Annotated in this window: 16 protein-coding genes and 1 pseudogene; 5 read left to right on the forward strand and 12 right to left on the reverse strand. The window is 70.9% G+C overall.

Translation table 11 applies throughout. The features are described from left to right. From ACZ6BB_RS30415 to solA, 3 genes and pseudogenes are all read right to left on the reverse strand, one after another. A pseudogene (locus tag ACZ6BB_RS30415) lies at positions 1 to 181 on the reverse strand (ABC transporter substrate-binding protein); the annotation flags it as partial. A gap of 76 nt (positions 182 to 257) precedes the next feature. Then, positions 258 to 1,319, reverse strand: a complete 1,062-nt coding sequence (locus tag ACZ6BB_RS30420) for a succinylglutamate desuccinylase/aspartoacylase family protein (RefSeq protein WP_471618325.1) — start codon at positions 1,317 to 1,319, stop codon at positions 258 to 260. A 2-nt stretch (positions 1,320 to 1,321) separates the two neighbouring features. Beyond that, a complete protein-coding gene (gene solA, locus ACZ6BB_RS30425; protein WP_471618326.1) occupies positions 1,322 to 2,461 on the reverse strand; it encodes an N-methyl-L-tryptophan oxidase in 1,140 nt (379 codons plus the stop codon). 283 nt (positions 2,462 to 2,744) lie between these two features. Between solA and ACZ6BB_RS30430 the strand changes: the two genes are divergently transcribed. Both ACZ6BB_RS30430 and ACZ6BB_RS30435 read left to right on the forward strand, forming a co-directional pair. Then, positions 2,745 to 3,491: an IclR family transcriptional regulator gene (locus ACZ6BB_RS30430; protein WP_471618528.1), complete on the forward strand. Its 747-nt coding sequence runs from the start codon at positions 2,745 to 2,747 to the stop codon at positions 3,489 to 3,491. Between the two features lie 337 nt (positions 3,492 to 3,828). Beyond that, complete coding sequence (locus ACZ6BB_RS30435; protein ID WP_471618529.1) at positions 3,829 to 4,572, forward strand: IclR family transcriptional regulator; 744 nt, start codon at positions 3,829 to 3,831, stop codon at positions 4,570 to 4,572. An 83-nt stretch (positions 4,573 to 4,655) separates the two neighbouring features. Here ACZ6BB_RS30435 and ACZ6BB_RS30440 read toward each other — a convergent pair whose 3' ends face one another. The 4 genes from ACZ6BB_RS30440 to ACZ6BB_RS30455 form a co-directional block, all read right to left on the reverse strand. Beyond that, positions 4,656 to 5,009: a cupin domain-containing protein gene (locus ACZ6BB_RS30440; protein ID WP_471618327.1), complete on the reverse strand. Its 354-nt coding sequence runs from the start codon at positions 5,007 to 5,009 to the stop codon at positions 4,656 to 4,658. A gap of 247 nt (positions 5,010 to 5,256) precedes the next feature. After that, on the reverse strand, positions 5,257 to 6,696 hold the full coding sequence (locus tag ACZ6BB_RS30445; RefSeq protein WP_471618328.1) for an NAD-dependent succinate-semialdehyde dehydrogenase: 1,440 nt from the start codon (positions 6,694 to 6,696) through the stop codon (positions 5,257 to 5,259). Further along, positions 6,693 to 9,596 carry an FAD-binding and (Fe-S)-binding domain-containing protein gene (locus ACZ6BB_RS30450; protein ID WP_471618329.1) on the reverse strand — a complete coding sequence of 968 codons (2,904 nt, stop codon included), beginning with the start codon at positions 9,594 to 9,596 and terminating at the stop codon, positions 6,693 to 6,695. The genes ACZ6BB_RS30445 and ACZ6BB_RS30450 overlap by 4 nt, the downstream gene beginning before the upstream one ends. After that, positions 9,593 to 10,861, reverse strand: a complete 1,269-nt coding sequence (locus ACZ6BB_RS30455; RefSeq protein ID WP_471618330.1) for an aspartate aminotransferase family protein — start codon at positions 10,859 to 10,861, stop codon at positions 9,593 to 9,595. The genes ACZ6BB_RS30450 and ACZ6BB_RS30455 overlap by 4 nt, the downstream gene beginning before the upstream one ends. 251 nt (positions 10,862 to 11,112) lie before the next feature. Between ACZ6BB_RS30455 and ACZ6BB_RS30460 the strand changes: the two genes are divergently transcribed. Continuing rightward, entirely contained in the window at positions 11,113 to 12,738 is a 1,626-nt protein-coding gene (locus ACZ6BB_RS30460; protein WP_471618331.1) for a PucR family transcriptional regulator, read from the forward strand. Positions 12,739 to 12,985: 247 nt separating this feature from the next. Here ACZ6BB_RS30460 and ACZ6BB_RS30465 read toward each other — a convergent pair whose 3' ends face one another. Next, on the reverse strand, positions 12,986 to 13,195 hold the full coding sequence (locus ACZ6BB_RS30465) for a DUF6243 family protein (RefSeq protein ID WP_471618332.1): 210 nt from the start codon (positions 13,193 to 13,195) through the stop codon (positions 12,986 to 12,988). A 541-nt stretch (positions 13,196 to 13,736) separates the two neighbouring features. Here ACZ6BB_RS30465 and ACZ6BB_RS30470 point away from each other — a divergent pair. Next, on the forward strand, positions 13,737 to 14,957 hold the full coding sequence (locus ACZ6BB_RS30470) for a metallophosphoesterase (RefSeq protein ID WP_471618333.1): 1,221 nt from the start codon (positions 13,737 to 13,739) through the stop codon (positions 14,955 to 14,957). Positions 14,958 to 15,113: 156 nt separating this feature from the next. Here ACZ6BB_RS30470 and ACZ6BB_RS30475 read toward each other — a convergent pair whose 3' ends face one another. Both ACZ6BB_RS30475 and ACZ6BB_RS30480 read right to left on the reverse strand, forming a co-directional pair. Beyond that, the gene (locus tag ACZ6BB_RS30475) at positions 15,114 to 16,415 is read right to left on the reverse strand and encodes an RICIN domain-containing protein (protein ID WP_471618530.1); all 1,302 of its coding nucleotides are present in this window, start codon (positions 16,413 to 16,415) and stop codon (positions 15,114 to 15,116) included. Positions 16,416 to 16,515: 100 nt separating this feature from the next. Next, positions 16,516 to 17,946 (reverse strand): endo-1,4-beta-xylanase, encoded by a 1,431-nt coding sequence (locus tag ACZ6BB_RS30480; protein WP_471618531.1) that lies wholly within the window; start codon positions 17,944 to 17,946, stop codon positions 16,516 to 16,518. A gap of 759 nt (positions 17,947 to 18,705) precedes the next feature. Here ACZ6BB_RS30480 and ACZ6BB_RS30485 point away from each other — a divergent pair. Beyond that, positions 18,706 to 20,172, forward strand: coding sequence for a non-reducing end alpha-L-arabinofuranosidase family hydrolase (locus tag ACZ6BB_RS30485; protein WP_471618334.1), 1,467 nt, complete (start codon positions 18,706 to 18,708; stop codon positions 20,170 to 20,172). An 86-nt stretch (positions 20,173 to 20,258) separates the two neighbouring features. On the opposite strand, the gene ACZ6BB_RS30490 is transcribed toward ACZ6BB_RS30485, so the two are convergent. Both ACZ6BB_RS30490 and ACZ6BB_RS30495 read right to left on the reverse strand, forming a co-directional pair. Then, complete coding sequence (locus tag ACZ6BB_RS30490) at positions 20,259 to 20,672, reverse strand: cytidine deaminase family protein (protein WP_471618335.1); 414 nt, start codon at positions 20,670 to 20,672, stop codon at positions 20,259 to 20,261. A 151-nt stretch (positions 20,673 to 20,823) separates the two neighbouring features. Continuing rightward, positions 20,824 to 23,409 (reverse strand): tryptophanase, encoded by a 2,586-nt coding sequence (locus tag ACZ6BB_RS30495; RefSeq protein WP_471618336.1) that lies wholly within the window; start codon positions 23,407 to 23,409, stop codon positions 20,824 to 20,826. Positions 23,410 to 23,538: the final 129 nt, after the last annotated feature.

Below are 23,538 nucleotides of genomic sequence, written 5' to 3' on the forward strand. Positions count from 1 at the left end.
CTCCGTAGGAACCGCCGCTGTCACGGACGACCACCGTCTTGGAACCCTTGCCGCCGCTGCCGCCGGCCGTCCGGCTGGAGCCGGTACCGCAGGCGCTGAGTGTGGTCGCGGCGGCGATACCGGCAGTGACTCCGCCTACTCCTCGCAGGAACAGTCTGCGGTCTATTCGGGCGTCTTTCATTTGGTGCCTCCTGGTGATGCCGGCCGTGGGAAGGGACGGCTGGGGAGTGGGAAAGGGGGGCGGCTGGAATGGGGGTCTAGGAGCGGGGATCCGCCTCGTCGGATCCGGCACCCAGGCCGGGTGCCCGGAGGGTGTCGGCCCGCGCGGCCGTGTCGGGGTCCCACGGGATGGCGAGGGCGGCGAGTTCGGTACCGGGGGCGACGGTGAGGCCGTGCATGGCGTAGAAGATCCGTCCGTCGGCCGGGGCGTGGAGGGTGTGTTCCGTGCCGTCGGCCGGATCGACGATGCGGCCGAGGAGGTCGCCCTCGGAGACATCGCCGATGACGTCGGCGTCGAAGGAGTACTCCGGGTACCACAGACCGGTGGCCTCTGCGGTGACGCCGGCGGACCAGACCCATGCGCGGATCGGCGTCGGGGCGGAACCGTCCTGGTCGAGGACGCCCAGGTGTCGAAGGGCCTTCAGCAGGCCGTCGACGCGGCGGAGGGCAGTGGCCTCGTCCCGCCGGCCCAGCTCGCCCACCTCGACGAGGACCGCCGAGATGCCCCGGCGGGCGGCGGCCGCGTGGCTGTTGCCGCCCTCGGGCGTCAGCCCGAGGATGACGTCCTCGATGCCGAAGGAGCCTGCCAGTTCGGCCGTCGCCTTGTCCAGGTCCGGATCACCGGTGATGCGGTAGCCGACGAAGTCCCGCAGGACCTGGTCGATGCCGCCGCAGTGCAGGTCGATGTAGACGTCGGCGCCGTCGATCAGGTTCGCGAAGAGCCAGGCGGCCAGCCGCTCGGTGGGGCCGCCGACCGGGTCGCCGGGGAAGACGCGGTTGAGGTTCACCCCGTCGACCGGGGAGATGTTGAGCCTGCCCCGGTACACGGCGGGAGGGTTGGCGACCGGACAGATGATCACCTGTCCGTGCACCTCGGAGGGCTCCAGCCCGTCCGCCAGTCGCACCACGGCGTCGATGGGCGGAAACTCGCCGCCGTGGACACCTGCGGTGATGACGACGCGGGGGCCGGGACGGGTCCCGTTGACGAGGGTCAGCGGGATGTCAGCGGTGAGGGTGCCGAGGTCGGCGGGGACGTGGCCGCGGACCTTGGTGCCCGGCTCGGCGACCAGGGTGCCCACGGAGAGCGTGGTGTCGTTCATGGTCATGCCTCCGCACGGCCGACGGTGGAGATGAAGTCGATGGGCTGGGGCGAGGCGCCGTCCAGCGCGAGGTCCGCGGCGATGTCGCCGAAGGCGGGCGAGAGTTTGAATCCGTGGCCGGAGAAGCCGGCGAGCAGGATGACGTTCTCGGCGCCGGGCAGCGGGCCGACCAGGGGGCGGCTGCTCTCGGTGTAGCCCTCCATGTAGACGGAGAGACGGGTGGGGTCCGGGTGCAGGTCGGGCAGGTAACGCCCGATCAGCTCGGAGAAGATCTCCAGTTCGTCCGGCCGTACGGTGCGGTCCAGCTGGTTGGGGTCGTCGGTGAGCCGGTGCAGCGCGCGGGACAGTCCGAGCTTGACCGAGATGCCGTCCGGGGAGGGCAGGCCGTAGCAGTGGGTGGGTGCCGTACGGATGAACGCCGGGCGCTCCTCGCCGAACCAGGCGTCGGGGGCGGTGGGCACGTACCAGGCGCTGACCAACCGGCGGATCTCCACCTCCCACGGCAGGTCGGGCAGCAGGTCGTTGACCCAGGGGCCGGGCGTGACGACGGCGGTGTCGAAGCGCTCGCTGCCGGAGTCGGTGCGGATCTCCACGCCGCCCGCGACGGGGACGATCTCGCGGACCGTGCTGTAGCGGTGGATCACGGCGCCCAGCTGCTCGGCGCGGCGGGCGGCGGTCTGGATCGTCAGTTCGGGGCGGATGAACCCGGCGCGGCGGTCGAGTACGGCCGCGTCGCCGTCCTCGATGCGGTACTGCGGGAATCGCTTGGCGAGCGTCTCGGCGTCCAGCACCTCGTGGTCGAGGTCGTGCTCGGCGATGGACTCAAGGACGGTGGCCATCTGCTGGTGGCTGGTCGGCCCCATGAGCAGGCATCCGGTCAGGCGGCGCAGCTCGCGGCCGGTCTCCTGCTGGAGCTGCTCCCAGAGGCCGTCGGCGTGCTTGAGGAGGGGGACGTACCGGGAGTCCTCGAAGTGCGCGCTGCGGAAGATGCGGGTCTCACCGCCGGCGGCGCTTCGGTCGTGGCCGGGTGCGTAGCGGTCGTAGCCGACGACCTCGGCGCCGCGGGCCGCCAGCCGCCAGGCGGCCTGGCTGCCCATCGTTCCGACGCCGACCACCGCGACGCGCTTCCTGGCAGCTGACACAGGACTTTCCTTTCGTATCGCCGAGGCGCATGCTGAGCCTTCGACGTGAGGCTGTTCGATTCGGGATGGTTTGAGCGGGAGCCAGGCCCTCCTTGTGGACCTGCGGCTCGCAACCGCCGCGTCTCGCAATCCGGCTCCCTGCGAGGGATCCCCCCGCCATGCCGTGCCACTATGTGGAATGCTGTGCTAGAATCTGGCACAGAGAATGACAGCGCCCTCGGAGGGGAGTCAAGAGGGTGTCCAGCAGAAATTTCGAGGATTAACAGGGGGAAACCGGATGGAAATGAAGAGCGTCACCAGGTCGCTGCGCGTCCTGGAGGCGGTCGCCCAGCATCAGCCCGTGACCGTAGGAGAGTTGACGAAGATCTTCGGGCTGCCGAAGTCCACCGTGCAGCGGACCCTGGTCACACTGGCCGAAGCCGGCTGGCTGCGCGCCAACCGCAAGGACACCACCCGCTGGGAGATCGGCGCCCGCGTCCTGGCCGTACGACCCGCCGCCCTACAGGGCTCCAGCCTGTTCGCCGCAGCCCGTGAACCCATGGTTCGCCTCCGGGACACACTGAACGAGACCATCCACCTGTCGGTACCCGACGCCCTGCAATGCATGGTCGTCGTCGACCGCGTCGACTCCGACCACGCCGTACGCACCTTCCACGCCATCGGCGACACCTCGCCCCTGCACGCCACCGCAGTGGGACGCGCCATCCTCGCCCACCTTCCGAAGCGAGATGTCCAAGAGCTCATCACCGCAGGGCTGGAGCGGTTCAGCGACACCACCCCCGTCCAGCCCGACGAACTGCGCGCCGAGCTGGACCGGATCCGCACCGACGGCTACGCGGTCAACCACAACCAGTACCGGCCCGGCGTCTGCGCCGTCGCCGCCACCGTGCTCGACGAGGACGGGACTCCGCTGGCAGCCGTGGCCGCCTCCATGCCCGAGGCACGGTTCGACAGCGAACGCGCGCCCGAGTGGGGCCGCCTCGTCGCCGACACGGCCGCGGAGATCTCACAGCGCCGCCTGGGCGCCTGAACGGCGGACAACACCCCGCAGACCGTCGGTCGAGGGCCGGCTCGCACGCCTCAGCGCGCAAGCCGGCCCTCAGCCTTGCCTCACGGCAGCCACCGCCCTGCGCCCGACCGGGGGAAGACCGGACGCAGGGCGGCCGCACCACGCGGCACGGCAGGGACGGTCAGAGCACTACCGCCGCCCATCGCCGCGGGGAATCGGGATGCACCTCCACACCCTCCCAATCGTGCCATATTGTGGAACGCTATGCTATTATCCGGCACGATCGGCAGATGACTCCTTGAGGGAGTCACGAGGCGAGAAACATGAATCCACAGGTCTGAGGGGGCATCGGATGGAAATGAAGAGCGTCACCAGGTCGCTGCGCGTCCTGGAGGCGGTCGCCCAGCATCAGCCCGTGACCGTAGGAGAGTTGACGAAAATCTTCGGGCTGCCGAAGTCCACCGTGCAGCGGACCCTGGTCACACTGGCCGAAGCCGGCTGGCTGCGCGCCAACCGCAAGGACACCACCCGCTGGGAGATCGGCGCCCGCGTCCTGGCCGTACGACCCGCCGCCCTACAGGGCTCCAGCCTGTTCGCCGCAGCCCGTGAACCCATGGTTCGCCTCCGGGACACACTGAACGAGACCATCCACCTGTCGGTACCCGACGCCCTGCAATGCATGGTCGTCGTCGACCGCGTCGACTCCGACCACGCCGTACGCACCTTCCACGCCATCGGCGACACCTCGCCCCTGCACGCCACCGCCGCCGGGAACGCCGTCCTCGCCCATCTGGGGAAGTCCGAGATAGCAGAGGTCACCGCGGGAACGCTGGAGGGTTACGGCGAGGAGACCATCACCGAGCCGGGGCAACTGCGGGCGGAGCTTCACCGCGTGCGAGAGCGTGGCTACGCCGTCAACCACAACCAGTACCTGCAGGGGGTCTGCGCGATCGCGGCACCCGTGCTCGACGGTGAGGACACACCGCTGGCCGCCGTGGCCGCCTCCCTGCCCGACTCCCGCTTCGAGCCCGGCCTGCTGCCCGAGCTGGGTCGGCTGGTCGCCGAGACGGCGGCGGAGATCACCGCCCGGCATCTGGCCTGACGGCGGTCCCGGCTCCGGCCGCGGGTTCCTCACCCCGGCCGACGGCCGCGTGCCGACGCGGAAGAGGGCGTCGCGCGACGGCATCACTTCACGATCACGTAGATCTTGCGCACGGTTTCGACGGTCTTCCAGACACCGACGAAGCCCGGCTTCATGACAAAGCTGTCACCTGCCTCGTAGACCACCGGCTCGCCACCGGCCGGCGTGAGTTCGACGATGCCGGAGAGGATGTGGCAGAACTCGAAGGTATCCCCCTTGATCGAGCGCGTCTCGCCGGGCGTCGCTTCCCAGATCCCCGTATGGATCATCTCGCCGCGGGCGACGTCCTGCGGCCAGGTCATGAACGCGGGGTCGCCGGAGATCAGACGTTCCGGGGGCGGACCGGACCGGTGCGGCTCGAAGGAGGGATGGGTGTCGATGGTCTTCAGGAGCGACATGTTCTTCCTTGCCTGGACTTTCTTTCTGCCTGGACTTTCTTTCTTGCCCGGGCTCCCGACCTGGTAGCCGTGGCCTCGGCAACCAGCGCCTCCATCGGCCCGCGGGAGCTGTGATGGAGGCGCTGGTCGACGAGGCCCTCGCCGAGGGGAGGGCATGGCCGACCTCCCGTGCCCGGCGGCGTGGAAACCGGGCACGGGGGCGGCCCGTCGCGGTGCGTGTTGCGGCGCGGTCAGGGCATGACCGCCGTCAGCTCACGGGCACCGCGAGGTACTGGTACTCCAGGAACTCGTCGATCCCCACCCGGCCGCCCTCGCGGCCCAGCCCCGACTGCTTGACGCCGCCGAACGGTGCGGCGGGGTTGGACACGAGACCGGTGTTCAGCCCCACCATGCCCACCTCCAGCCGCTCGCTCACCCGCAGGGCACGGTCGAGGCCCTCGGTGAAGACATAGCCGACCAGTCCCCAGGGAGTGTCGTTGGCACGGCGGATCACCTCGTCCTCGTCGTCGAAGGTGAGGATCGCGGCGACCGGGCCGAAGATCTCCGTGTCCATCAGGCGGCTGGCGGGATCGACGTCGGCCAGCACGGTCGGCGGGTAGAAGTTGCCGGGACCTTCGGGTGCACGGCCTCCGGCGAGCACCCTCGCCCCGCGCTCCACCGCGTCGGCGACCAGCTCCTCCACCTTGCCGCGCCCCCTCCTGTCGATCAGCGGACCGACGTCTACGCCGTCCCGGGTGCCCGGACCGACGACCAGCGCGGCCATCCGCTCGGCCAGCCGCCGTCCGAACTCCTCCGCCACCGAGCGGTGCACGAAGAAGCGGTTGGCGGCCGTGCACGCCTCGCCCATGTTGCGCATCTTGGCGACCATCGCGCCGTCCACGGCCTTGTCCAGGTCGGCGTCCTCGAAGACGATGAACGGCGCGTTCCCGCCCAGCTCCATCGAGGTCCGCACGACCGCCTCCGCGCTCTGGGCGAGGAGCAACTGCCCCACGGCAGTGGAACCGGTGAAGGACAGCTTGCGAATCCGCCCGCCGCGCAGGAGCGGTTCGCACACCTCCCCCGCACGGGAGGTGGTGACGACGTTCAGCACGCCGTCCGGCAGCCCGGCCTCCTTGAGGATCGCGGCGAGAGCCAGGCTGGACAGAGGGGTCTGCGGGGCGGGCTTGAGCACCATCGTGCAGCCGGCGGCGACCGCCGGACCGATCTTGCGGGTGCCCATCGCCAGCGGGAAGTTCCACGGGGTGATCAGCAGGCAGGGGCCGACCGGGCGGCGGGAGAGCAGCATGCGGTTGCGGCCGTCCGGCAATGTGGCAAGGCCACCGTCGATACGCACGGCCTCCTCGGAGAACCAGCGGAAGAACTCCGCCGCGTACGCCACCTCTCCCCTGGCCTCGGCGAGCGGCTTGCCCATCTCGGCCGTCATCAGGTGGGCGAGCTCGTCGGTGCGCTCGATGATGATCTCGTAGGCCCGGCGCAGGATCTCGCTGCGCACTCGGGGCGCCGTACGCGCCCACTCCGCCTGGGCCTGCACGGCCGCTTCCTCGGCGAGCTTCGCGTCCTTGGAACCGGCGTCGGCGACATGGCAGAGGATCTCGCCGGTGGCGGGGTCGTCGACGGGCATGGTGGCACCGTCCGCAGCGTCCACCCAGGCGCCACCGATGAACAACTGCGTGGGTGTGTCGGTCATGAGTTCTCTCCTGGTTGTCCGGGTCGGTCGGCGGCGGGGTCGAGCAGTTCCGCGAGGTGCAGGGCGCGGATGCCCCGGTCTCCGGCGAGGTGGTCGATCTGGGTGGCGCAGCTGAATCCGTCGGCCACGACGACGGCCGGTGTCCGCGGGCCGATGTCGTCGAGGCGTGGCTTCAGAGCGAGGTCGGCGACGGCCATCGAGGTGTCGTAGTGCTGTTCCTCGAAGCCGAAGTTGCCGGCGAGCCCGCAGCAGCCCTCGGCCTCGTCGACCTTGTGTACGCCGAGGCGGCCGAGCAGGTCGCGGGGGTGGCGGCCCTTGAACGTGGCGTACTCGTGGCAGTGGGTCTGCAGCACGACGTGGTCCGGCAGTTCCGGGGGCGTCCAGCCGGGGGCGGCGAGGTCGGTCAGGGCTCCGGTGAGGGTGTGGACGCGGGCCGCGACGCGCCGGGCGGCGTCGGTGCCGAGGAGTTCGGGCACGTCACGCTTGAGCGCTGCGGCGCAGCTGGGCTCGGCCACGACGATGGGCCGGTCGTCGCCGTTGTCCAGACGGGCGACCGTACGGGCCATGATGCGGCGCGCCACGGACAGCTGTCCGGTGCTCACCCAGGTCAGGCCGCAGCACAGGTCGTCCTCCGCCGTGCAGGGCAGGCCGGCGTCGGCCAGTACGCGGCTCGCCGCCCCGGCCACGTCGGGGCGGAAGGCGCGGGTGAAGCTGTCGACGAAGAGCAAGGCCTTCGCCGGCTCACCGGCCCTTGCCGTGCGCAGGGCCCGGCGTACCTCGTGCCGGGAGGCGAAAGCGGGGATCCTGCGTTTCGTGGTCACTCCGCCGAGGCGCGCGAGCAGCCTCCCGACGGGCCCGCGCAGCAGCGCGTTCACCGGGCGGGCCGCGAAGCCGACGAGCCTGGACGTCAGGGGGAGCCAGCCCAGCGAGTAGTGGGAGCGGGGCCTGACCCTGCCCTTGTAGTGCTGGTGCAGGAATTCCGCCTTGTACGTGGCCATGTCGACGCCGACCGGGCAGTCGCTGGAGCATGCCTTGCAGGACAGGCACAGATCGAGGGCGTCCCGCACCTCCGTGGAGCGCCAGCCGTCCTGGACGGTTCCGCCCCGCACCATCTCCTGGAGCAGACGGGCCCGGCCCCGGGTCGAGTCGTTCTCCTCCCCCGTGGCCCGGTAGCTGGGACACATCACGCCGCCCGCGTCGCTGCGGCAGCGGCCGACACCGACACAGCGGCGTACCGCTCCCGCGAAGCCGTCCTCGTCGTGGGGGAAGGAGAAGAGGGTCTCGACGGGCAGCACCTTCGAGGGTGTGTGCAGCGCCAGGTCGGCGTCGAGGGGAGCCGGGGCCACGATGACGCCGGGGTTGAGCAGCCCCTCCGGGTCGAAGACCTCCTTGAAGGCGGCGAACGTCCGGATCATCCGGTGGCTGTACATGACCTCCAGCAGCTCGCCCCGGGCCCGCCCGTCGCCGTGCTCGCCCGACAGGCTTCCGCCGTGCTCGACGACCAGGGCCGCGGCCTCCGTGAGGAACCGGCGGGCGGCGGCCCGCCCCGTGTCCGTGGCGAGGTCGAAGTCGATGCGCACGTGGACGCAGCCCGCGCCGAAGTGGCCGTACAGCACGCCGGTCAGGCCGTGCGTGGCCAGCAGCTTACGGAAGTCGCGCAGGTAGGCGGCCAGGTCTGCGGGCGCGACGGCCGCGTCCTCCCAGCCGGGCCAGGACTCCGAGCCGTCGACGAGCCGGGCGGCGAGCCCTGCCCCGTCCTCGCGGACCCGCCACAGCGAGCGCCGCTCGGCCGGGCTGTGCACGACCCGCCCACCGGTCATCCGGCCCTGTGCTCTGAGCACGTCCAGCAGTTCGTCCGCGCGGGCGTCGACGGCCGCCTGGTCCTCGCCGTCGAGCTCGACGTACAGCCAGGCACGCCCCTCGGGGAGGCCGGTGACGGAGTCCGGACCGCGCCGGGCGCGCATGGTGGCGACGATCGCCTCGTCCATGCCCTCGACGGCGGTGGGGTTCCAGCGCAGGATCTCGGGGACGTCCTCGGCGGCGTCGACCACGTCGTCGTAGCCGAGGGCCAGCAGGGTGGAAGCCTGTGCGGTCGCCACGAGGCGGACCGTCGCCGCGGTGACGACCGCACAGGAGCCCTCGGTGCCCACCAGTGCGCGGGCCATGTCGAAGCCGTGCTCGGGCAGCAGGTGGTGCAGTTGGTAGCCGGAGACCTGGCGCGGTACCCGGCCCAGTTCGGTGCGGATCGACGCCAGGTTGGCGTCGATCAGGCGACGCAGGTCTGCTTCCAGACCGGCGACACGCCGGACGGCGTCCGTGTCGTCCGGGTCGGCGGCCCGCAGTCCGGTGCGGTCGGCAACGGCCCGCACGCCGTCGGCCGTCACGATCTCCAGCGCCTCGATGTGGCCGCTGGTGCGCCCGTGCCGCACGGATCGGTTGCCGCACGCGTCGTTGCCGATCATGCCGCCGATGGTGCAGCGGCTGTGCGAGGAGGGGTCGGGTCCGAAGGTGAGCCCGTGCAGGGCGGCCGCGGACCGCAGCGCGTCCAGGATCACCCCGGCCTCGACGCGCGCGGTACGCGCCGCGACGTCGATGTCCAGGATCCGGGTCAGGTACCGGGAGAAGTCCAGCACGACGCCGGGTCCGACGGCGTTGCCCGCCATGCTGGTGCCGCCGCCGCGCGCGGTGACGGGGATGCCTGTCTCGCGGCAGGCCCGCAGCACCGCGACGACGTCGTCGGCGCTGCGGGGAAAGACCACGGCCCTCGGCGGGACCCGGTAGTTGGAGGCGTCGTAGGCGTAGGGCCCGGTGGAGCCGGGGCCGGTCTCCACCCGCAGGCCGGGCGCGGCCTCGGCGAGCCGCACGACCAGCGGCTCCAGGGCCGTGGTGGTGTCCGTCATCGCCGTGCCGCTGCCGATGTGCCGGCCTCGACCGCGGTCGCCCACGCCTGCAGGCCCTCGTCCACCGCGGTCTCGTCGATGACGAGCGCCGGGATCATGCGTACGACCTGGTTCCAGGCGCCGCACTGCAGCAGGAGCAGGCCCTCGTCGACGGCGGCACGCTGCACGCGGGCGGCGGTCTCGGGGTCGGGGCTGCCGTCCTCGGTGACGAACTCGGTGGCGAGCATGAGGCCGAGGCCGCGCACGTCGCCGATGCCCGGCGTGCGGTCGGCGACCGCCTCCAGGCCCTGGCGCAGCCGCTTGCCCATCGCCTCGGCGTTCTCGACGAGCTTCTCGTCGCGTACGACGTCGAGGGTGGCGCACGCCGCGGCGCAGGCGACGGCGTTCGCACCGTACGTCCCGCCCTGCGAGCCGGGCCACGCCTTGGTCATCAGCTCCTCGGAGGCAGCGATGCCCGACAGGGGGAAGCCGCTGGCCAGGCCCTTGGCGGTGACGAGGATGTCCGGGGTGACACCGAAGTGGTCGTGTCCCCAGAAGCGGCCGGTACGGCCGACACCGGTCTGCACCTCGTCGAGCACGAGGAGGAAGCCGTGGCGGTCCGCCCGCTCGCGCAGGCCCTCCATGAAGGTGCGGTTCGCGGGGACGTAACCGCCCTCGCCGAGGACCGGCTCGACGATGATCGCGGCCGTGTCGGCGGGCGAGGAGATCGTCTGGAGGGTGTAGTCCAGCTCGTTCAGGGCGAAGCGGGTCGCGGTCTCCTCGTCCCAGCCGTAGCGGTAGGCCGACGGGAAGGGGGTGACGACCACGCCGCTCATCAGCGGGGAGAAACCGGAGCGGAAACGAGTACCGGAGGTCGTCATGGAGGCGGCGGCGACCGTACGGCCGTGGAAGCCGCCGTGACAGACGATGACGTTCGGGCGCCCGGTGGCCTGGCGGGCCAGTCGCAGCGCGGCCTCCACCGCCTCGCTCCCGGAGTTGGTGAAGAACAGGCTGTCCAGGCCGACCGGCAGCACCTCGCCGAGCTTGTCGACCAGGCGGCGCAGCGGCTCGTGCATGACCGTCGTGTACTGGCCGTGGATCAGCGAGCCCACCTGCTCCTGGGCCGCCGCCACGACCTTGGGGTGGCAGTGGCCGGTGCTGGTGACGCCGATGCCGGCGGTGAAGTCGAGGTAGCGGCGGCCGTCCTGGTCGAAGAGGTGGACGCCCTCGCCCCGGGCCGCCACCACGGGCGTAGCCTGGCGAAGGTGCGGCGACAGTGCGGTCATGTTCGTCTCCCGGCCTCGGTGTTCGGTCAGCTGCGGTCCCCCGAGCATCCCCGCGGGCGGAGGGTGCGCCAACGCGCGATCTGTCCGGCCGGAACGCGACATCCGGACGTTGTGTCAGCCTCCTCGGTGGGCACGCCAGGCACCGATCACTCACGGACCGCTCTTGCGCAGGTCAGAGACGCTTGTCACAGTGGCCGGGCACTCCCTCGGGCTCCGGGCCGAGTTCGAGCAGGGACCCTCATGGAGAGACCGTGAACGACAACCACCCGGCCGGCCAGGGGCCCACCCGTCCGCTCACCGTGGCCGATGTCCTGGCGCTCCCCGTCCTGGCCGCCGGACTGCCCCAGGTCGTCACCGGCAGGCCGGGCCTGGACCGACCCGTGCGGTGGGTCCACATCACCGAGCTGACCGACCCCGCGTCGTTCCTCAAGGGCGGCGAACTCGTCCTCACCACCGGAATGCCCCTGCCGCAGGACGCGGCCGGCGTACGCCGGTATGTCGACGAACTCGCCGACATCGGCGCCGCGGCCCTGGTCATCGAACTCGTACGCCGCTACCACCGCCCCCCGGAGAGCCTCGTCGACGCCTGCCGCCGTCGTGGCCTGCCCCTCGTCACCCTCGCCAAGGACGTCAACTTCCTGGAGGTCACTCAGGTCGTGCACGCGCTCCTGCTCGGCAACCAGGCGGAGGCCATGCGCCGTACGCAGCGCATCCACGAGGCGTTCACCACCCTGACCCTGCGCGGTGCCGGGCCGGAGGACGTGGTGCGAGCGGCGGCGGAGATGAGTGGGCGCACGGTCGTCCTGGAGAACCTGGTCCACCAGGCCCTGATCTGCGAGCCGTCCGGGCTCACGGTCGAGGAGGCACTCGCCGACTGGGAACGGCTCTCCAGGGCGACCGGGCCCGGCGACAGCACGGCGGTACGCGGTCCGGGAGGCTGGCTGACCGCCTCCGTCGAGTACCGGGGCGAGCGCTGGGGTCGTGTGGCCATGCTCCCGGCGCGCACCGAAGGTGCGGCGTTCGGGCCGGAGGAGATCACCCTGCTGGAGAGGACCGCGATGGCCCTGACCGTCGCGCGCCTCATCCACTCCACTCCATGGGAATGCACCGCGCACCGGAACGCCCTGCGCGACCTGGTGGAACAGCGCCACCGCTCCGCGGGGGACGCCCGCGCCCGCTGCTCCGCACTGGGCCTGCCGATCGATCGCAGCCACTTCGTCGCCACCTTGGTGGACCTGCGTGCAGGGGAAGGGGTGACCGAGATCGAGTCCCGTCTGCTGCAGGAGCTGAGATCGGCAGGCGCGCCGGCCCTGGTCGGCGAACTGGCCCCCGACCGCCTCGGCATCCTGCTGGCTCTGCGCGCCTCCCAGACCTGGCGCCCCCTCGTGGAGCGTCTGTCCGGCTCGGTACTGAACTCGGCCCCGGAAGCCGTCGTGAGTGTCGGCTCCGAGGTCACGGACCTCACCGAGACCACTCGCTCGTTCCGCGAGGCGGCCCGCGTCGCCGAGGCCACCCCACCCCATCAGCCCCTCCCGCCGGACCGCTCCTTCCACGAGCTGTCCGACATCGGCCTGCGCCGCCTGCTGTACGCCGTCCGCGGGGACGCCCGGATCCAGGAGTACACCGAACGGCAGCTCCGGCGCCTCATCGACCACGACACCCAGCACGGCACCGACCTGTTGACGACCCTGCGCCACTACCTCGACGCGGCCGGCAACAAGACGACCGCCGCCCGTCGGGGCGGCCTCTCCCGCGAGACCATGTACCAACGGCTGCGCACCATCGAGCGTCTCCTCGCCCGTGACCTCGAATCGGGCGACCAGCGCACCGAGCTCCACGTGGCACTCACAGCACTCGACGTGTTGCGGGCCGGCTGACCCTCGCGAACACGCCGAGCAGCCGCCCGCCCCCGTCCCGGGCGGCGAGCGCCGTGCGGGAGCGGGTCGCCTCCGCGTCGCACAGCCCGGATCCGTATCCCTGCCCGGACCAGGTCCGGGCTGAGACGCGCGGGCTCGGCGGAAAGCTGAGCGGGGCGGGCCGCGCTCGGTACGGCAGCAGGGCCCGGACCGCGTGTCGCGGTCCGGGCCCTGCTGCCGTACGGTGCCACCCTGCGGTGGCGGTGCGTCAGCTCTGTGCGGTGGTGTCGCCCGTCTGCCCGGCGCCCTCGGCTGTGCCTGCCTTCTCACGCATCTTGCGCACCAGCTCCGCCTTCTGCTCGGCCGCAGTCTGGCGGTCGAGGTTGCGGTGCGGACCGTTGTTCTGCCGTTCGGCGCGGGACAGCTTCTTGCGCTGGCCGCCGCCCATGCCCACGGGGTTGTTGATGTTCTTGCTCACGGGTTCTCCCTGAGTGGTGTGAAGTGATCTACGGATTCATCGGTGGGGGACGGGCACGGCGACGTCGAAGGACGTCAGCAGGGGCCCATCACGCTCTCACTCGTAAATCGGCGTCTGGAAGAACATGAGCCAGACGTTACCTGCTTCCGTCGGCTGCGCATACCAAGTTTCCCGCGGCTGCGGAGCGCAGATCGTAGCCCGGCTCGCGTCACGGGCTCACGAATGCAGCTGTCCGTCCTGTGCTTCCGCAGGCCCGTCGGCGACTTGGCTCCATGAGCCGTCACCTGTCCTTCGGCTGTCCTTCGGCCCGGAGGCGTACGGACGGGGGTGCGACAGCAGGCGGGCGAAATCGTCGCAGGCCGCCCGCACTCCGATGCGGGTGTCGACCGCCTCGGCGGCTTCGCCGCCCCACTTCACGGTCTCGTCCAGCGCGTCGAGGTGGAGGGGAAGCGGGCGGCAGACCGCCTGACGGGGTACTCGGCCCGCCCGGCGGCGACCGGATACCCTGCGCGGGACAACAGCCCGGCCGGCAGGGGGAAGCATGAGCGACGCCAGCGACACCCGATCCGCCGAAGGCGCGACGCAGGCTCCTCGGCCGAGCCGGCTGCACCGTCTGATGCGGTACCTCCCCCTGATCGCCCCCGTCCTGCTGTGGGTCGTGCCCTGCTGGGTGCTCCTGCACGCCGGCCAGCACTGGCCACTGCCCGTCACGCTCGTCGGCACCGTCCTGTTCGTCCTCGGTCTCGTCGGCATGCCGCTCGCAATGGCGCGTGGCCACGGCCGGCGGCAACAGGACCGGGCGGCGATCGTCGGCGACACCCTGCTGGGCGTCAGCTGGGTGCTGTTCACCTGGTCCGTGCTGCTCGGTGTCCTGCTGCGGCTCGCGCTGAGCGTGGCCGGCGTCGGGGAGGGCCAGGAGCGGGCCCGGATCGTCACCTGGGCCGTCGTCGGCGTGGCCGCCGTCCTGCTCGCCCGGGGGTACGCCGAGGCCCGCCGCGTGCCACGCGTACGCCGACTCGACGTGCAGCTCCCGCGGCTGGGTGCGGGGCTGGACGGGACCCGCGTCGTCCTCATCACCGACACCCACTACGGCCCGCTCGATCGCGCCCGCTGGTCGGCGCGGGTGTGCGAGACCGTGAACTCGCTGGAGGCCGATCTGGTCTGTCACACCGGCGACATCGCGGACGGCACGGCCGAACGCCGCCGCGCCCAGGCCGTCCCGCTCGGTACCGTGCGGGCCACCCGGGCCCGGGTCTACGTCACCGGCAACCACGAGTACTACAGCGAGGCCCAGGGCTGGGTCGATCTGATGGACGAGCTGGGCTGGGAGCCGCTGCGCAACCGTCATCTGCTGCTCGAACGCGGAGGCGACACTCTCGTGGTCGCGGGCGTGGACGACGTCACCGCCGAGTCCTCCGGCCTGGCGGGCCACGGCGCCCACCTCGCCGGAGCCCTGCACGGCACCGACCCCGACCTGCCCGTCCTGCTCCTGGCCCACCAGCCCAAGTTCGTCGACCGGGCAGCGGCCGCCGGTATCGACCTCCAGCTCTCCGGGCACACCCACGGCGGTCAGATCTGGCCCTTCCACCACCTGGTCCGCCTCGACCAGCCCGCCCTCGCCGGCCTCAGCCGCCACGGCACCCGCACCCTCCTCTACACCAGCCGCGGCACCGGCTTCTGGGGCCCTCCGTTCCGTGTCTTCGCGCCCAGCGAGATCACCCTGCTCGTGCTCCGCTCCCCTCAGTCGCCCGCCTCGTCGTGACCCCGGACGCCGAGGACGAGATCCGGACCGGACGCGGGACGACGGCTCAAGACGACTGAGGACGACGGCTCGGGACGACGGGCCTCGTCCGGGACGGACGGACATCGACGGGGTGGAGCCAGGTTCGGCCTGGCTCCACCCCTTGGTGCGGGCGTGTCATGAGAACTGTGCGAAGAACCTCCAGATCTCTGCCTTGGTCCAGGTCGTGACGCCGCTGTCGCCCGAGGAGCCGTCGACCGGGCCGGGAGTGTGGCCTCCGTCGAACGCGGCCCATTGGACCGGGTATCCGGCACGGCAGCCCGAGTAGGCGGTCGTGATGTGGGTGCGGCTGCCCGACGCGGGCTCGCGCGGGTTCTGGCGGGTGCAACCGTTGTTGCCGACGAACCTGTCGCGCAGGGACCGTCCTTGTGCGATGTTGAGGACGGAGTCGCCGACACCGTGGATGCCGAGGTAGGCGATGGGCTGGGAGCCGCCGTCGCACCCGCTGATCTGGGCGCCGGAGATGACCGCGACGGCCCTGAAGACGTTCGCCCGGCTGCAGGCGAGTGCGTAGCTCATCCCGCCGCCCCAGCTGAACCCCGTGGCGAAGCGCTGTGCCGGGTTGACACAGAGACCGCCCTCGATGCGTCGGAGCATGTCGTCGACGAAGGTGACGTCCTCACCGCCCGCATTGCCCCAGCCGTTTCCGAGGCCCTGGGGAGCGACGAGGATCGCGCTGTTGTTGGACTGTTCCTGCTGGCCGTAGTAGGACCAGGCGCTCCCGCTGGTGCCGCCCGAGGCGACGTCGCCGGCGGTTCCGCCCCGCCAGTGGAAGGCGAAGATCAGCCGGTAGGGGCGGCTGTTGTCGTAGTTGGCGGGAACCCTGAGGATGAAGCTTCGGCTCTTGCCGCCGCTCTGGATCGTGTGCGTACCGCTCGCCAGCGTCGGGGCGTTACCGCATCCGCCCGCGCCGCCGGACGACATCTTGACCATCTGCCATTGCTGGTTGGCGCCGCCCCAGTCGGTGTACTGGACGACGTTGCCGCCGTCGGCGGTGGAGGCGCCCTGTACCTCCACCGCCTTGCCGCTGGTGCGGTTGATCAGCCGGACGTGGCCCGCGTCGGAGTCGGCCAGGCGGAACTGCTGGTTGGCCCCGTTGTGGTCGGCCCACTGCTGGATCGCGGCGCCGTCCGCGGTGGATGCGCCGGCCACGTCGAGGACCTTGTCCGAATGCCGGGCCTTGAGGCGGTAGAAACCGTCGCCGGAGTCCGTGAACCGCCATTGCTGGTTGGTGCCGTCGTTGCGCGTGCGCTGGCTCACCCGCGTGCCGTCGGCGGTGGCCGCACCGGTGACTTCCAGGGCCTTGCCGCTGTTGCGGTTGACCAGGACGTACCAGGCATTGGTGTCCACCGTCGCCGCCTCGGCGGGCGCCGGGTTCACGACGGCGAGCATGCCGATCGCGAGGGTCGCCGCCACCAGCGCGGCGACCCGGGACCACCAGCGGTGTCGTGCGGGAGCGGCGGGGTGGGCCGCACCGTCGGTCTTCATCGGTTACCCCTTTCGTCGGTGACGGATCCCCTCATGCGCGGGACCAGCGTTGGCCGCTGCCGTTGGAGCAGGAGGAGAGCTGGATCAGGGTGCCGTTGGCGGTGCCGCCGGCGGCGGCGGCGAGGCAGAGGCCGGACTGGACGCCGACGATGGTCCCGTCGGAGTTGAGGCGCCATTTCTGGTTGTCGCCGCCCCAGCAGCCGTAGATCTGGACCTTGGTGCCGCTGCCGGTGCCGGCGGCGTCCAGGCACTTGTTTCCGTAGACCCTCAGCTCGCCGGCGGCGGTGTACGTCCACTGCTGGTTGGTGCCGGTGTGGCAGTCCCACAACTGGAGCTGGGTACCGTCGGTGGTGCTGGTGCCGGGCACGTCCAGGCAGCGGCCCGAGCCGACGCCCTTGACCGGTCGGGCGTCCGCGGGGGGCGTGGGGGTACCGCCGTTGAGTGCGTTGAGGACCGAGGTGTAGGCGGGCTTCTTGCTTCCGTCACGGTTGAACAGCAGCGGTGTGTGCTCCGGTCGCCAGGAGTCGGAGTCGCGCACACCCCAGACGGTGATGCCGAGGCAGCGCGGGACGGCCAGACAGTCGTTGGTCACGTTGGCGTAGGTCGTGCCCGAGGCGCCCTGGATGTCGAGTTCGGTGATGGCCACGTCGACCCCGAGGGCGGCGAAGTTCTGCAGGGTGGTGCGGAAGTTGCTGTTGTAGGGACTGTCGTTGTTGAAGTGCGACTGGAAGCCGACGCAGTCGATCGGTACGCCGCGCTGCTTGAAGTCCCGGACCATGGCGTACATGGCCTGGGTCTTGGCCCAGGTCCAGTTCTCGACGTTGTAGTCGTTGTAGCAGAGCTTGGCGGCCGGGTCGGCGGCGCGCGCGGTGCGGAAGGCGACCTCGATCCAGTCGTTGCCGGTGCGCTGCAGGTTGGAGTCGCGCCGTGCTCCGGAACTGCCGTCGGCGAAGGCCTCGTTCACGACGTCCCACTGGGCGATCTTGCCCTTGTAGTGGGCCATCACGCCGTTGATGTGGCCGATCATGGCCTGGCGCAGGGCGCTGCCGCTGAGGCTCTGCATCCAGCCGGGCTGCTGGGAGTGCCAGGCCAGGGTGTGGCCGCGCACCTGTTTGCCGTTCTGCACGGCCCAGTTGTAGACGCGGTCGGCGGCGGCGAAGTTGAACTGGCCTCGCTGCGGTTCGGTGGCGTCGATCTTCATCTCGTTCTCGGCCGTCACCGAGTTGAACTCACGGTTCGCGATCGTCGTGTACGTCGAGTCGCCCAGCCTGCCGGAGGCGATGGCGGTGCCGAAGTAGCGGCCGTTCTGTGCCGCGGCGGCACCGAGCGTGCTCTCGGCGGCGTGTGCGGCCGGTGGCGCGATCAGCGCGGCGACCGTACCGAGGACGCTGACGAGCAGTGTCAGCAGCAAGCCGCGGATCTTTGGGCGGACGTCTGGTCCGCGAAGGGCGTACGAGCCCATGACTGTGCCTCCAGACAAGGTGGACATCGTGGACATCACGGAAGGATCGAAGGCGCAGGGGAACCCCTCACCGCCCCCGGCGATCACGGGACGGCAGCCGGTCGGTCGGCCGTCGGGGGACGTACGGCCGGCGGGGGGTGGGGCGATACGGACATGGGGGTGCTCCCTCGCGGCTCGCCGGTCGGCCGCCACGTGGCATCGGTCGTCTCTACGGCTGCGCGAACAGCCAGGATGCGGTGGTGCGAGCTCACCGGCACGGAAACGGGGTGGCGCTGGTGCTTCGAAGGACTGATCAGCGGATCCGCGTGCGGCTGCGCGGGATCGGCCGTGCGGCACAGCCATTCAGGGCGACGCGGTCCGGAATCCCGAACCACGGTCGGTCACTCAGAGAGGGATGATTGAGGGATTGACAGTGAATCGTCAATACTCATCACAAAGAAAGTTTCCGCTGCCGGATCGAATCTTTCGGAAACACATCGAGCGACCGAACCTCGATCACTCAACTCTCCTTCTCTCCATTCCCCTTGGGTCGGCGTGCCTTGTCGCGGAGCTCCCGGGTGCCGCGAGGAGCTGTTTGTAGACAGATCGGCGACAGCCCTTGACCGAAGAGGTCCCCATTCCTAGCTTGTGGCGTCAAAGGTTCGGCTTGTTCTTCGAATGTTTCGAAGCGTTCTCCGCTGCCCGATCCCCGCTCCCCGGTACAGCCGCTCCGCTGATTCATCGGCGTCGCCTCACCCCGCCCCCCAAGGAGGCCCTCTGATGTGGTTCCGCCACCCGTCCCCGGTCGGTCCAAGACGCCTGCTCGCGGTCCTCTCGCCGCTGCTGCTCGTGGCCGCCTTCCTCGGCGCCCAGCCCGCCGCCGCGGCGACCGTCGACCCCAACGCCTCGTACGTGCTGGTCAACCGCAACAGCGGCAAGGCCCTGGACGTCTACAACCGGGCGACCGAGGACGGCGCCCGCATCACCCAGTGGACCAGGAACGACCAGGCCCAGCAGCAGTGGCAGTTCGTCGACTCCGGCGGCGGCTACTACCGCGTCAAGTCCCGTCACTCGGGCAAGGTGCTGGACGTCCACAACCTCTCCACCGCGAACGGCGGCTCGATCGTCCAGTGGGCCGACCTGAACGGCACCAACCAGCAGTGGCGGCTGGCCGACAGCTCGGACGGCTACGTGCGGCTCATCGCGCGCCACAGCAACAAGGCCCTCGAAGTACAGGGCGCCGGCACCGCCGACAACGCCAACGTGGTCCAGTACGACGACTGGGGCGGCACCAACCAGCAGTGGCAGCTCGTCAAGGTCGGCGGCGGTGGTTCCGGCCCGTGCGACCTTCCGTCGGCCTACCGCTGGACGTCGACGGGCGCGCTGGCGCAGCCCAGGTCGGGATGGGTCTCGCTCAAGGACTTCACCGTCGCCCCCTACAACGGCAGGCAGCTCGTCTACGCGACGACGCACGACACGGGGACGCGTTGGGGGTCGATGAACTTCGGCCTGTTCACCAACTGGTCGGAGATGGCCTCGGCCGCCCAGAACACGATGTCGACCTCCACCGTCGCGCCGACCCTCTTCTACTTCGCGCCGAAGAACATCTGGGTGCTCGCCTACCAGTGGGGCGGGACCGCCTTCTCCTACCGGACGTCGAGCGACCCCACCAACCCGAACGGCTGGTCGTCCCAGCAGGTGCTCTTCTCCGGAAGCATCTCCGACTCCGGGACAGGACCCATCGACCAGACGCTCATCGGCGACGGGACGAACATGTACCTGTTCTTCGCCGGTGACAACGGCAAGATCTACCGGGCGAGCATGCCGATCGGGAACTTCCCGGGCAGCTTCGGCACGACCTCCACCGTGGTCATGAGCGACACGCGGAACAACCTGTTCGAAGCCCCGCAGGTCTACAAGCTGCAGGGCCAGAACCGCTACCTCATGATCGTCGAGGCGATCGGCTCGCAGGGCCGCTACTTCCGCTCGTTCACGGCCACCAGCCTGAACGGCTCGTGGACCCCCCAGGCCACGACCGAGAGCAATCCCTTCGCCGGCAAGGCCAACAGCGGAGCCACCTGGACCAATGACATCAGCCACGGCGAACTGATCCGCTCCAGCGCCGATCAGACCATGACCGTCGACCCCTGCAATCTGCAGTTGCTCTACCAGGGGCGCAGCCCCAACTCCAGCGGGGACTACGGCCTCCTGCCCTACCGTCCGGGTCTGCTGACACTGCAGCGCTGACGGCGTGAGCACGGGGTCCGCGCAGGGGGGCCGGGCCGGGTGGAAACCCGGTTCGGGCGCCCCTGCGGACCGGCCGGTGGGGATGTCTATTCGGCGTCGAGCTGATGGTCGGCCCAGACATAGCTGTCCGGCAGCAGGTCCGTGATCGGGACGGAGCGGATGTGGTCGCCCGACCCGACGATGACCTGGAGGGAGGGGAAGTAGTCGAGGAGGACCTGGCGGCATCGGCCGCAGGGCGGCACCACTCCCCTGCCGCGGTCGCCCACGGCGACGACGGTGTCCAGCTCGTAGGCCCCCTGCGCGGCCGCCGCGCCGATGAGGACCAGTTCGGCGCAGGGGCCTCCGGTGAAGTGGTAGGCGTTCACGGCCGTGATGACGCGGCCGTCCCGGGCGCGGGCCGCTGCTGCCATGGTGTGGTTGTCGCCCCGGCACCGGGTGCGCGCGACGTCGGTCGCGGCCCGGACGAGTTCGTGGTCGACAGGGTGGATCCCGGTGGTCATCGTCTTCGGCTTCGTTCTTTTCGTCGGCGACGGGCGACGCCCCGGCGGAGGGTGGGGTCACTCCGTCGGGGCGTCGGGGTCGGCTGGGCGGCCCGTCACCTGGGGCGGGCGTCGGGGCCGGCGTCGGTGTCAGGCGCGCCCGGGGGGCGTATCAGCTGCTCACCGGCTGCAGTTTGGCGCGGAAGTGCCGCAGAATCGGGGACTGTTCCACGATGCGGTAGCCGTGGACGGATTCCGCGTTCTTGGCGATCTGTTCCAGGGTGCGCCCGACATGGTCGTAGTGGCTGCGGGTGTAGACGCGGCGTGGGAGCGCCAGCCGGACCAGTTCGTAGGGCGCGCTCTTGGTGGGGTTGCCGTCCTCGTCCTCCTCGCCGAGGTAGAGGGAGCCGAGTTCGGCCGAGCGGATGCCGCCTTCGAGGTAGAGGCGGCAGGCGAGGGCGTGGCCCGGGTAGTGGTGGGGCGGTATGTGCGGGAGCAGGCGTCCGGCGTTGAGGTAGAGGGCGTGCAGGCCGGGGGGTTCGAGGATGTCGACGCCTGCCGAGCGGACGCGGTCGGCGAGGTGGGAGGCGACGTCGGCCCGTTCGGCGAGGTAGGCGGGTTCGGTGACCTCCAGCAGGCCGGTGGCCATCATGTCGAGGTCGCGGCCGGCGAGTCCGCCGTAGGTGGCGAAGCCTTCGGTGGCGATGAGGAGGCGTTCGCACTTCTCGGCGAGTTCGGGGTCGTTGAGTCCGATGAAGCCGCCGATGTGGACGATTCCGTCCTTCTTGGCGCTCATGACGCAGCCGTCGGCGAGCCGGAACGCCTCTTCGGCGACCTGGCGGGGGGTGCGGTCGCGGTAGCCCTCTTCGTGGCGGGTGACCAGCCAGGCGTTCTCGGCGAACCGGGCGGCGTCCAGGATCATGGGGACGCCGTGCCGGCGGCAGATCTCGGCGGTCTGCTTGAGGTTCTCCATCGAGACGGGCTGGCCGCCGCCTCCGTTGTTGGTGATGGTCATGATCACCACGCGGACGCGGGCGCCGTCCGGTCCTTCGAGGGTGGTGCGGAGTGTGTCGAGGTCGATGTTGCCCTTGAAGGGCCGCTCGCTGTCGAGGTCACGAGCCTCGGCGCAGGGGATGTCATGGGCCTGACATCCGGAAAGCTCCACGTTCGCCCGGGTGGTGTCGAAGTGGGTGTTGGACAGGACGATGCCGCCGGGTTCGAGGAGCGTGTTGAACAGGATGCGTTCCGCGGCACGCCCCTGGTGGGCCGGGAGGATGTGCCGGTAGCCGGTCAGCTCGGTCACGGTCTCGTGGAAACGGTAGAAGGAGCGCGAGCCCGCGTAGGACTCGTCGCCCTCCATGCCCGCCGCGAGCTGGGCGGCGGAGATGGCTCCGGTGCCGGAGTCGCTGAGCAGGTCGATGGTCACCTCCTCGGCACGCAGGTCGAACAGGTTGTAGTGCACCCGCTCCAGCGCCGCCTCGCGCTGTTGCCGAGTGGTGAGCGCGATGGGCTCGACGACTTTGATGCGGTACGGCTCCATGCTGATCCTTGCTCCTGAAGTACTGCGGAATACTTGGTCGTTGCCGTGGCGTCGGACGGACGCGTGCCCTGCGTGGGACGGGGCGGTGGGGTCCGCCGACGGGGTGTTCGGGGGCCGGACCTCATAGGCCTCCGACGAGATGTACGTGGTCACCCGGGGCGGCTGGTGCTGCTCGTGGGCCAGGGCCACGTACGCGATGAGTCCGGCGCCGTCCCGCAGGGCGCGGGGGGTGAGGGCGGCCAGCGACCGGGAGAGCGTGTCGGTGCCCAGCCCCTGGCGGCCGAGGACCGCTCCGGCCCGCCGGAGGGCTTCGGCGTCGTCCCGGACGTAGTCCCTGACCGGGACATGGAGGGTGAAGCCGGTGGGGCCGCCGGTCGTCCGGGTGAAGGAGTGGCAGGTGAGAACGGGGCGCCGGTCGAACCGCGCCTCCGGGGCCGGCGTCCGCCCCGCTCCGTCGGCGAAACCGCCCGCCGTGCGGAGGAACTCCTCCAGCGTCGCGCTGTCGGGGCCGGACTCCATCCGGCACAGACCGCCGACGTCCGTCACCGGCAGCCCGTGATGGGTGGCGTAGATCTTCACCCGGGGCGCCGCCCAGTCGCCCAGGTCGAGTGCGAAGAACGGGTGCCCGTCGGCCGGGGGCAGCGCGTCGAAGGCGTGCCGGTGGCCGAGGCGGTCGAGCGCTTCCCGGATCGTCCCGGCGGCCCTCGTCGGGCCGGACGCCGCAGGGTTGAGGTACACCTTCATCTTGGGCACGCCGCCCGGGCGCAGTTCCAGGGCGATCCACAGGGCCAGCGGGCCCTGCGGGTCGGGGGGCAGGAACAGGTCCTCCAGGGCGTCGAGTTGCCCGGTGTCGAATCCCCAGCGCCCCGCCATGGACCGGACGACACGCAGCCCGGTGCGGCCGTCCTCGCGGAGGTCGCCGGCGCCGCAGCCCGGTTCGAGCAGCACCCGCAGCCGGGGGGACGCGTCGGTGGCGAAGGAGAGCGAGAACTCCACGGGGGTGGAGTCGTCGGACAGGAAGCTCCGGGAGGGGGCCGGCAGGTCCAGGGACCGTTCGGCCGCCGCTCCGAGGGAGTCGGACAGGACGTGCGCGTAGGTCTCGGTGTCGGACGGGCCGAGCCCCGACACCTGGCACAGGCGCCGCAGTTGGCCTGTCACGAGCTCGCCGAGCGTCCGGTCCGGCCGGGTCCTCCCGGTGCCGGACGTGATGGCGCTCACCGGGTCTCCCGCCGCTGCTCGCAGGGGGCGGGCGGGGTCGCGGACGAGGGTTTCTCCCTGGGGGTGCCCTGGGTAGAGATGGACACAGAAAGATACCCGCCGACCTCGGCGGGTATCTCGTGTCGTGGT

Source organism: Streptomyces sp. NPDC041108, from assembly GCF_055592645.1.

Excerpts from the sequence above, each read along its gene's own strand:
- ACZ6BB_RS30420 (WP_471618325.1), bottom strand. The coding sequence starts at position 1,319 with ATGAACGACACCACGCTCTCCGTGGGCACCCTGGTCGCCGAGCCGGGC.
- ACZ6BB_RS30430 (WP_471618528.1), top strand. The coding sequence starts at position 2,745 with ATGAAGAGCGTCACCAGGTCGCTGCGCGTCCTGGAGGCGGTCGCCCAG.
- ACZ6BB_RS30435 (WP_471618529.1), top strand. The coding sequence starts at position 3,829 with ATGAAGAGCGTCACCAGGTCGCTGCGCGTCCTGGAGGCGGTCGCCCAG.
- ACZ6BB_RS30440 (WP_471618327.1), bottom strand. The coding sequence starts at position 5,009 with ATGTCGCTCCTGAAGACCATCGACACCCATCCCTCCTTCGAGCCGCAC.
- ACZ6BB_RS30445 (WP_471618328.1), bottom strand. The coding sequence starts at position 6,696 with ATGACCGACACACCCACGCAGTTGTTCATCGGTGGCGCCTGGGTGGAC.
- ACZ6BB_RS30450 (WP_471618329.1), bottom strand. The coding sequence starts at position 9,596 with ATGACGGACACCACCACGGCCCTGGAGCCGCTGGTCGTGCGGCTCGCC.
- ACZ6BB_RS30455 (WP_471618330.1), bottom strand. The coding sequence starts at position 10,861 with ATGACCGCACTGTCGCCGCACCTTCGCCAGGCTACGCCCGTGGTGGCG.
- ACZ6BB_RS30470 (WP_471618333.1), top strand. The coding sequence starts at position 13,737 with ATGAGCGACGCCAGCGACACCCGATCCGCCGAAGGCGCGACGCAGGCT.
- ACZ6BB_RS30480 (WP_471618531.1), bottom strand. The coding sequence starts at position 17,946 with ATGGGCTCGTACGCCCTTCGCGGACCAGACGTCCGCCCAAAGATCCGC.
- ACZ6BB_RS30485 (WP_471618334.1), top strand. The coding sequence starts at position 18,706 with ATGTGGTTCCGCCACCCGTCCCCGGTCGGTCCAAGACGCCTGCTCGCG.
- ACZ6BB_RS30490 (WP_471618335.1), bottom strand. The coding sequence starts at position 20,672 with ATGACCACCGGGATCCACCCTGTCGACCACGAACTCGTCCGGGCCGCG.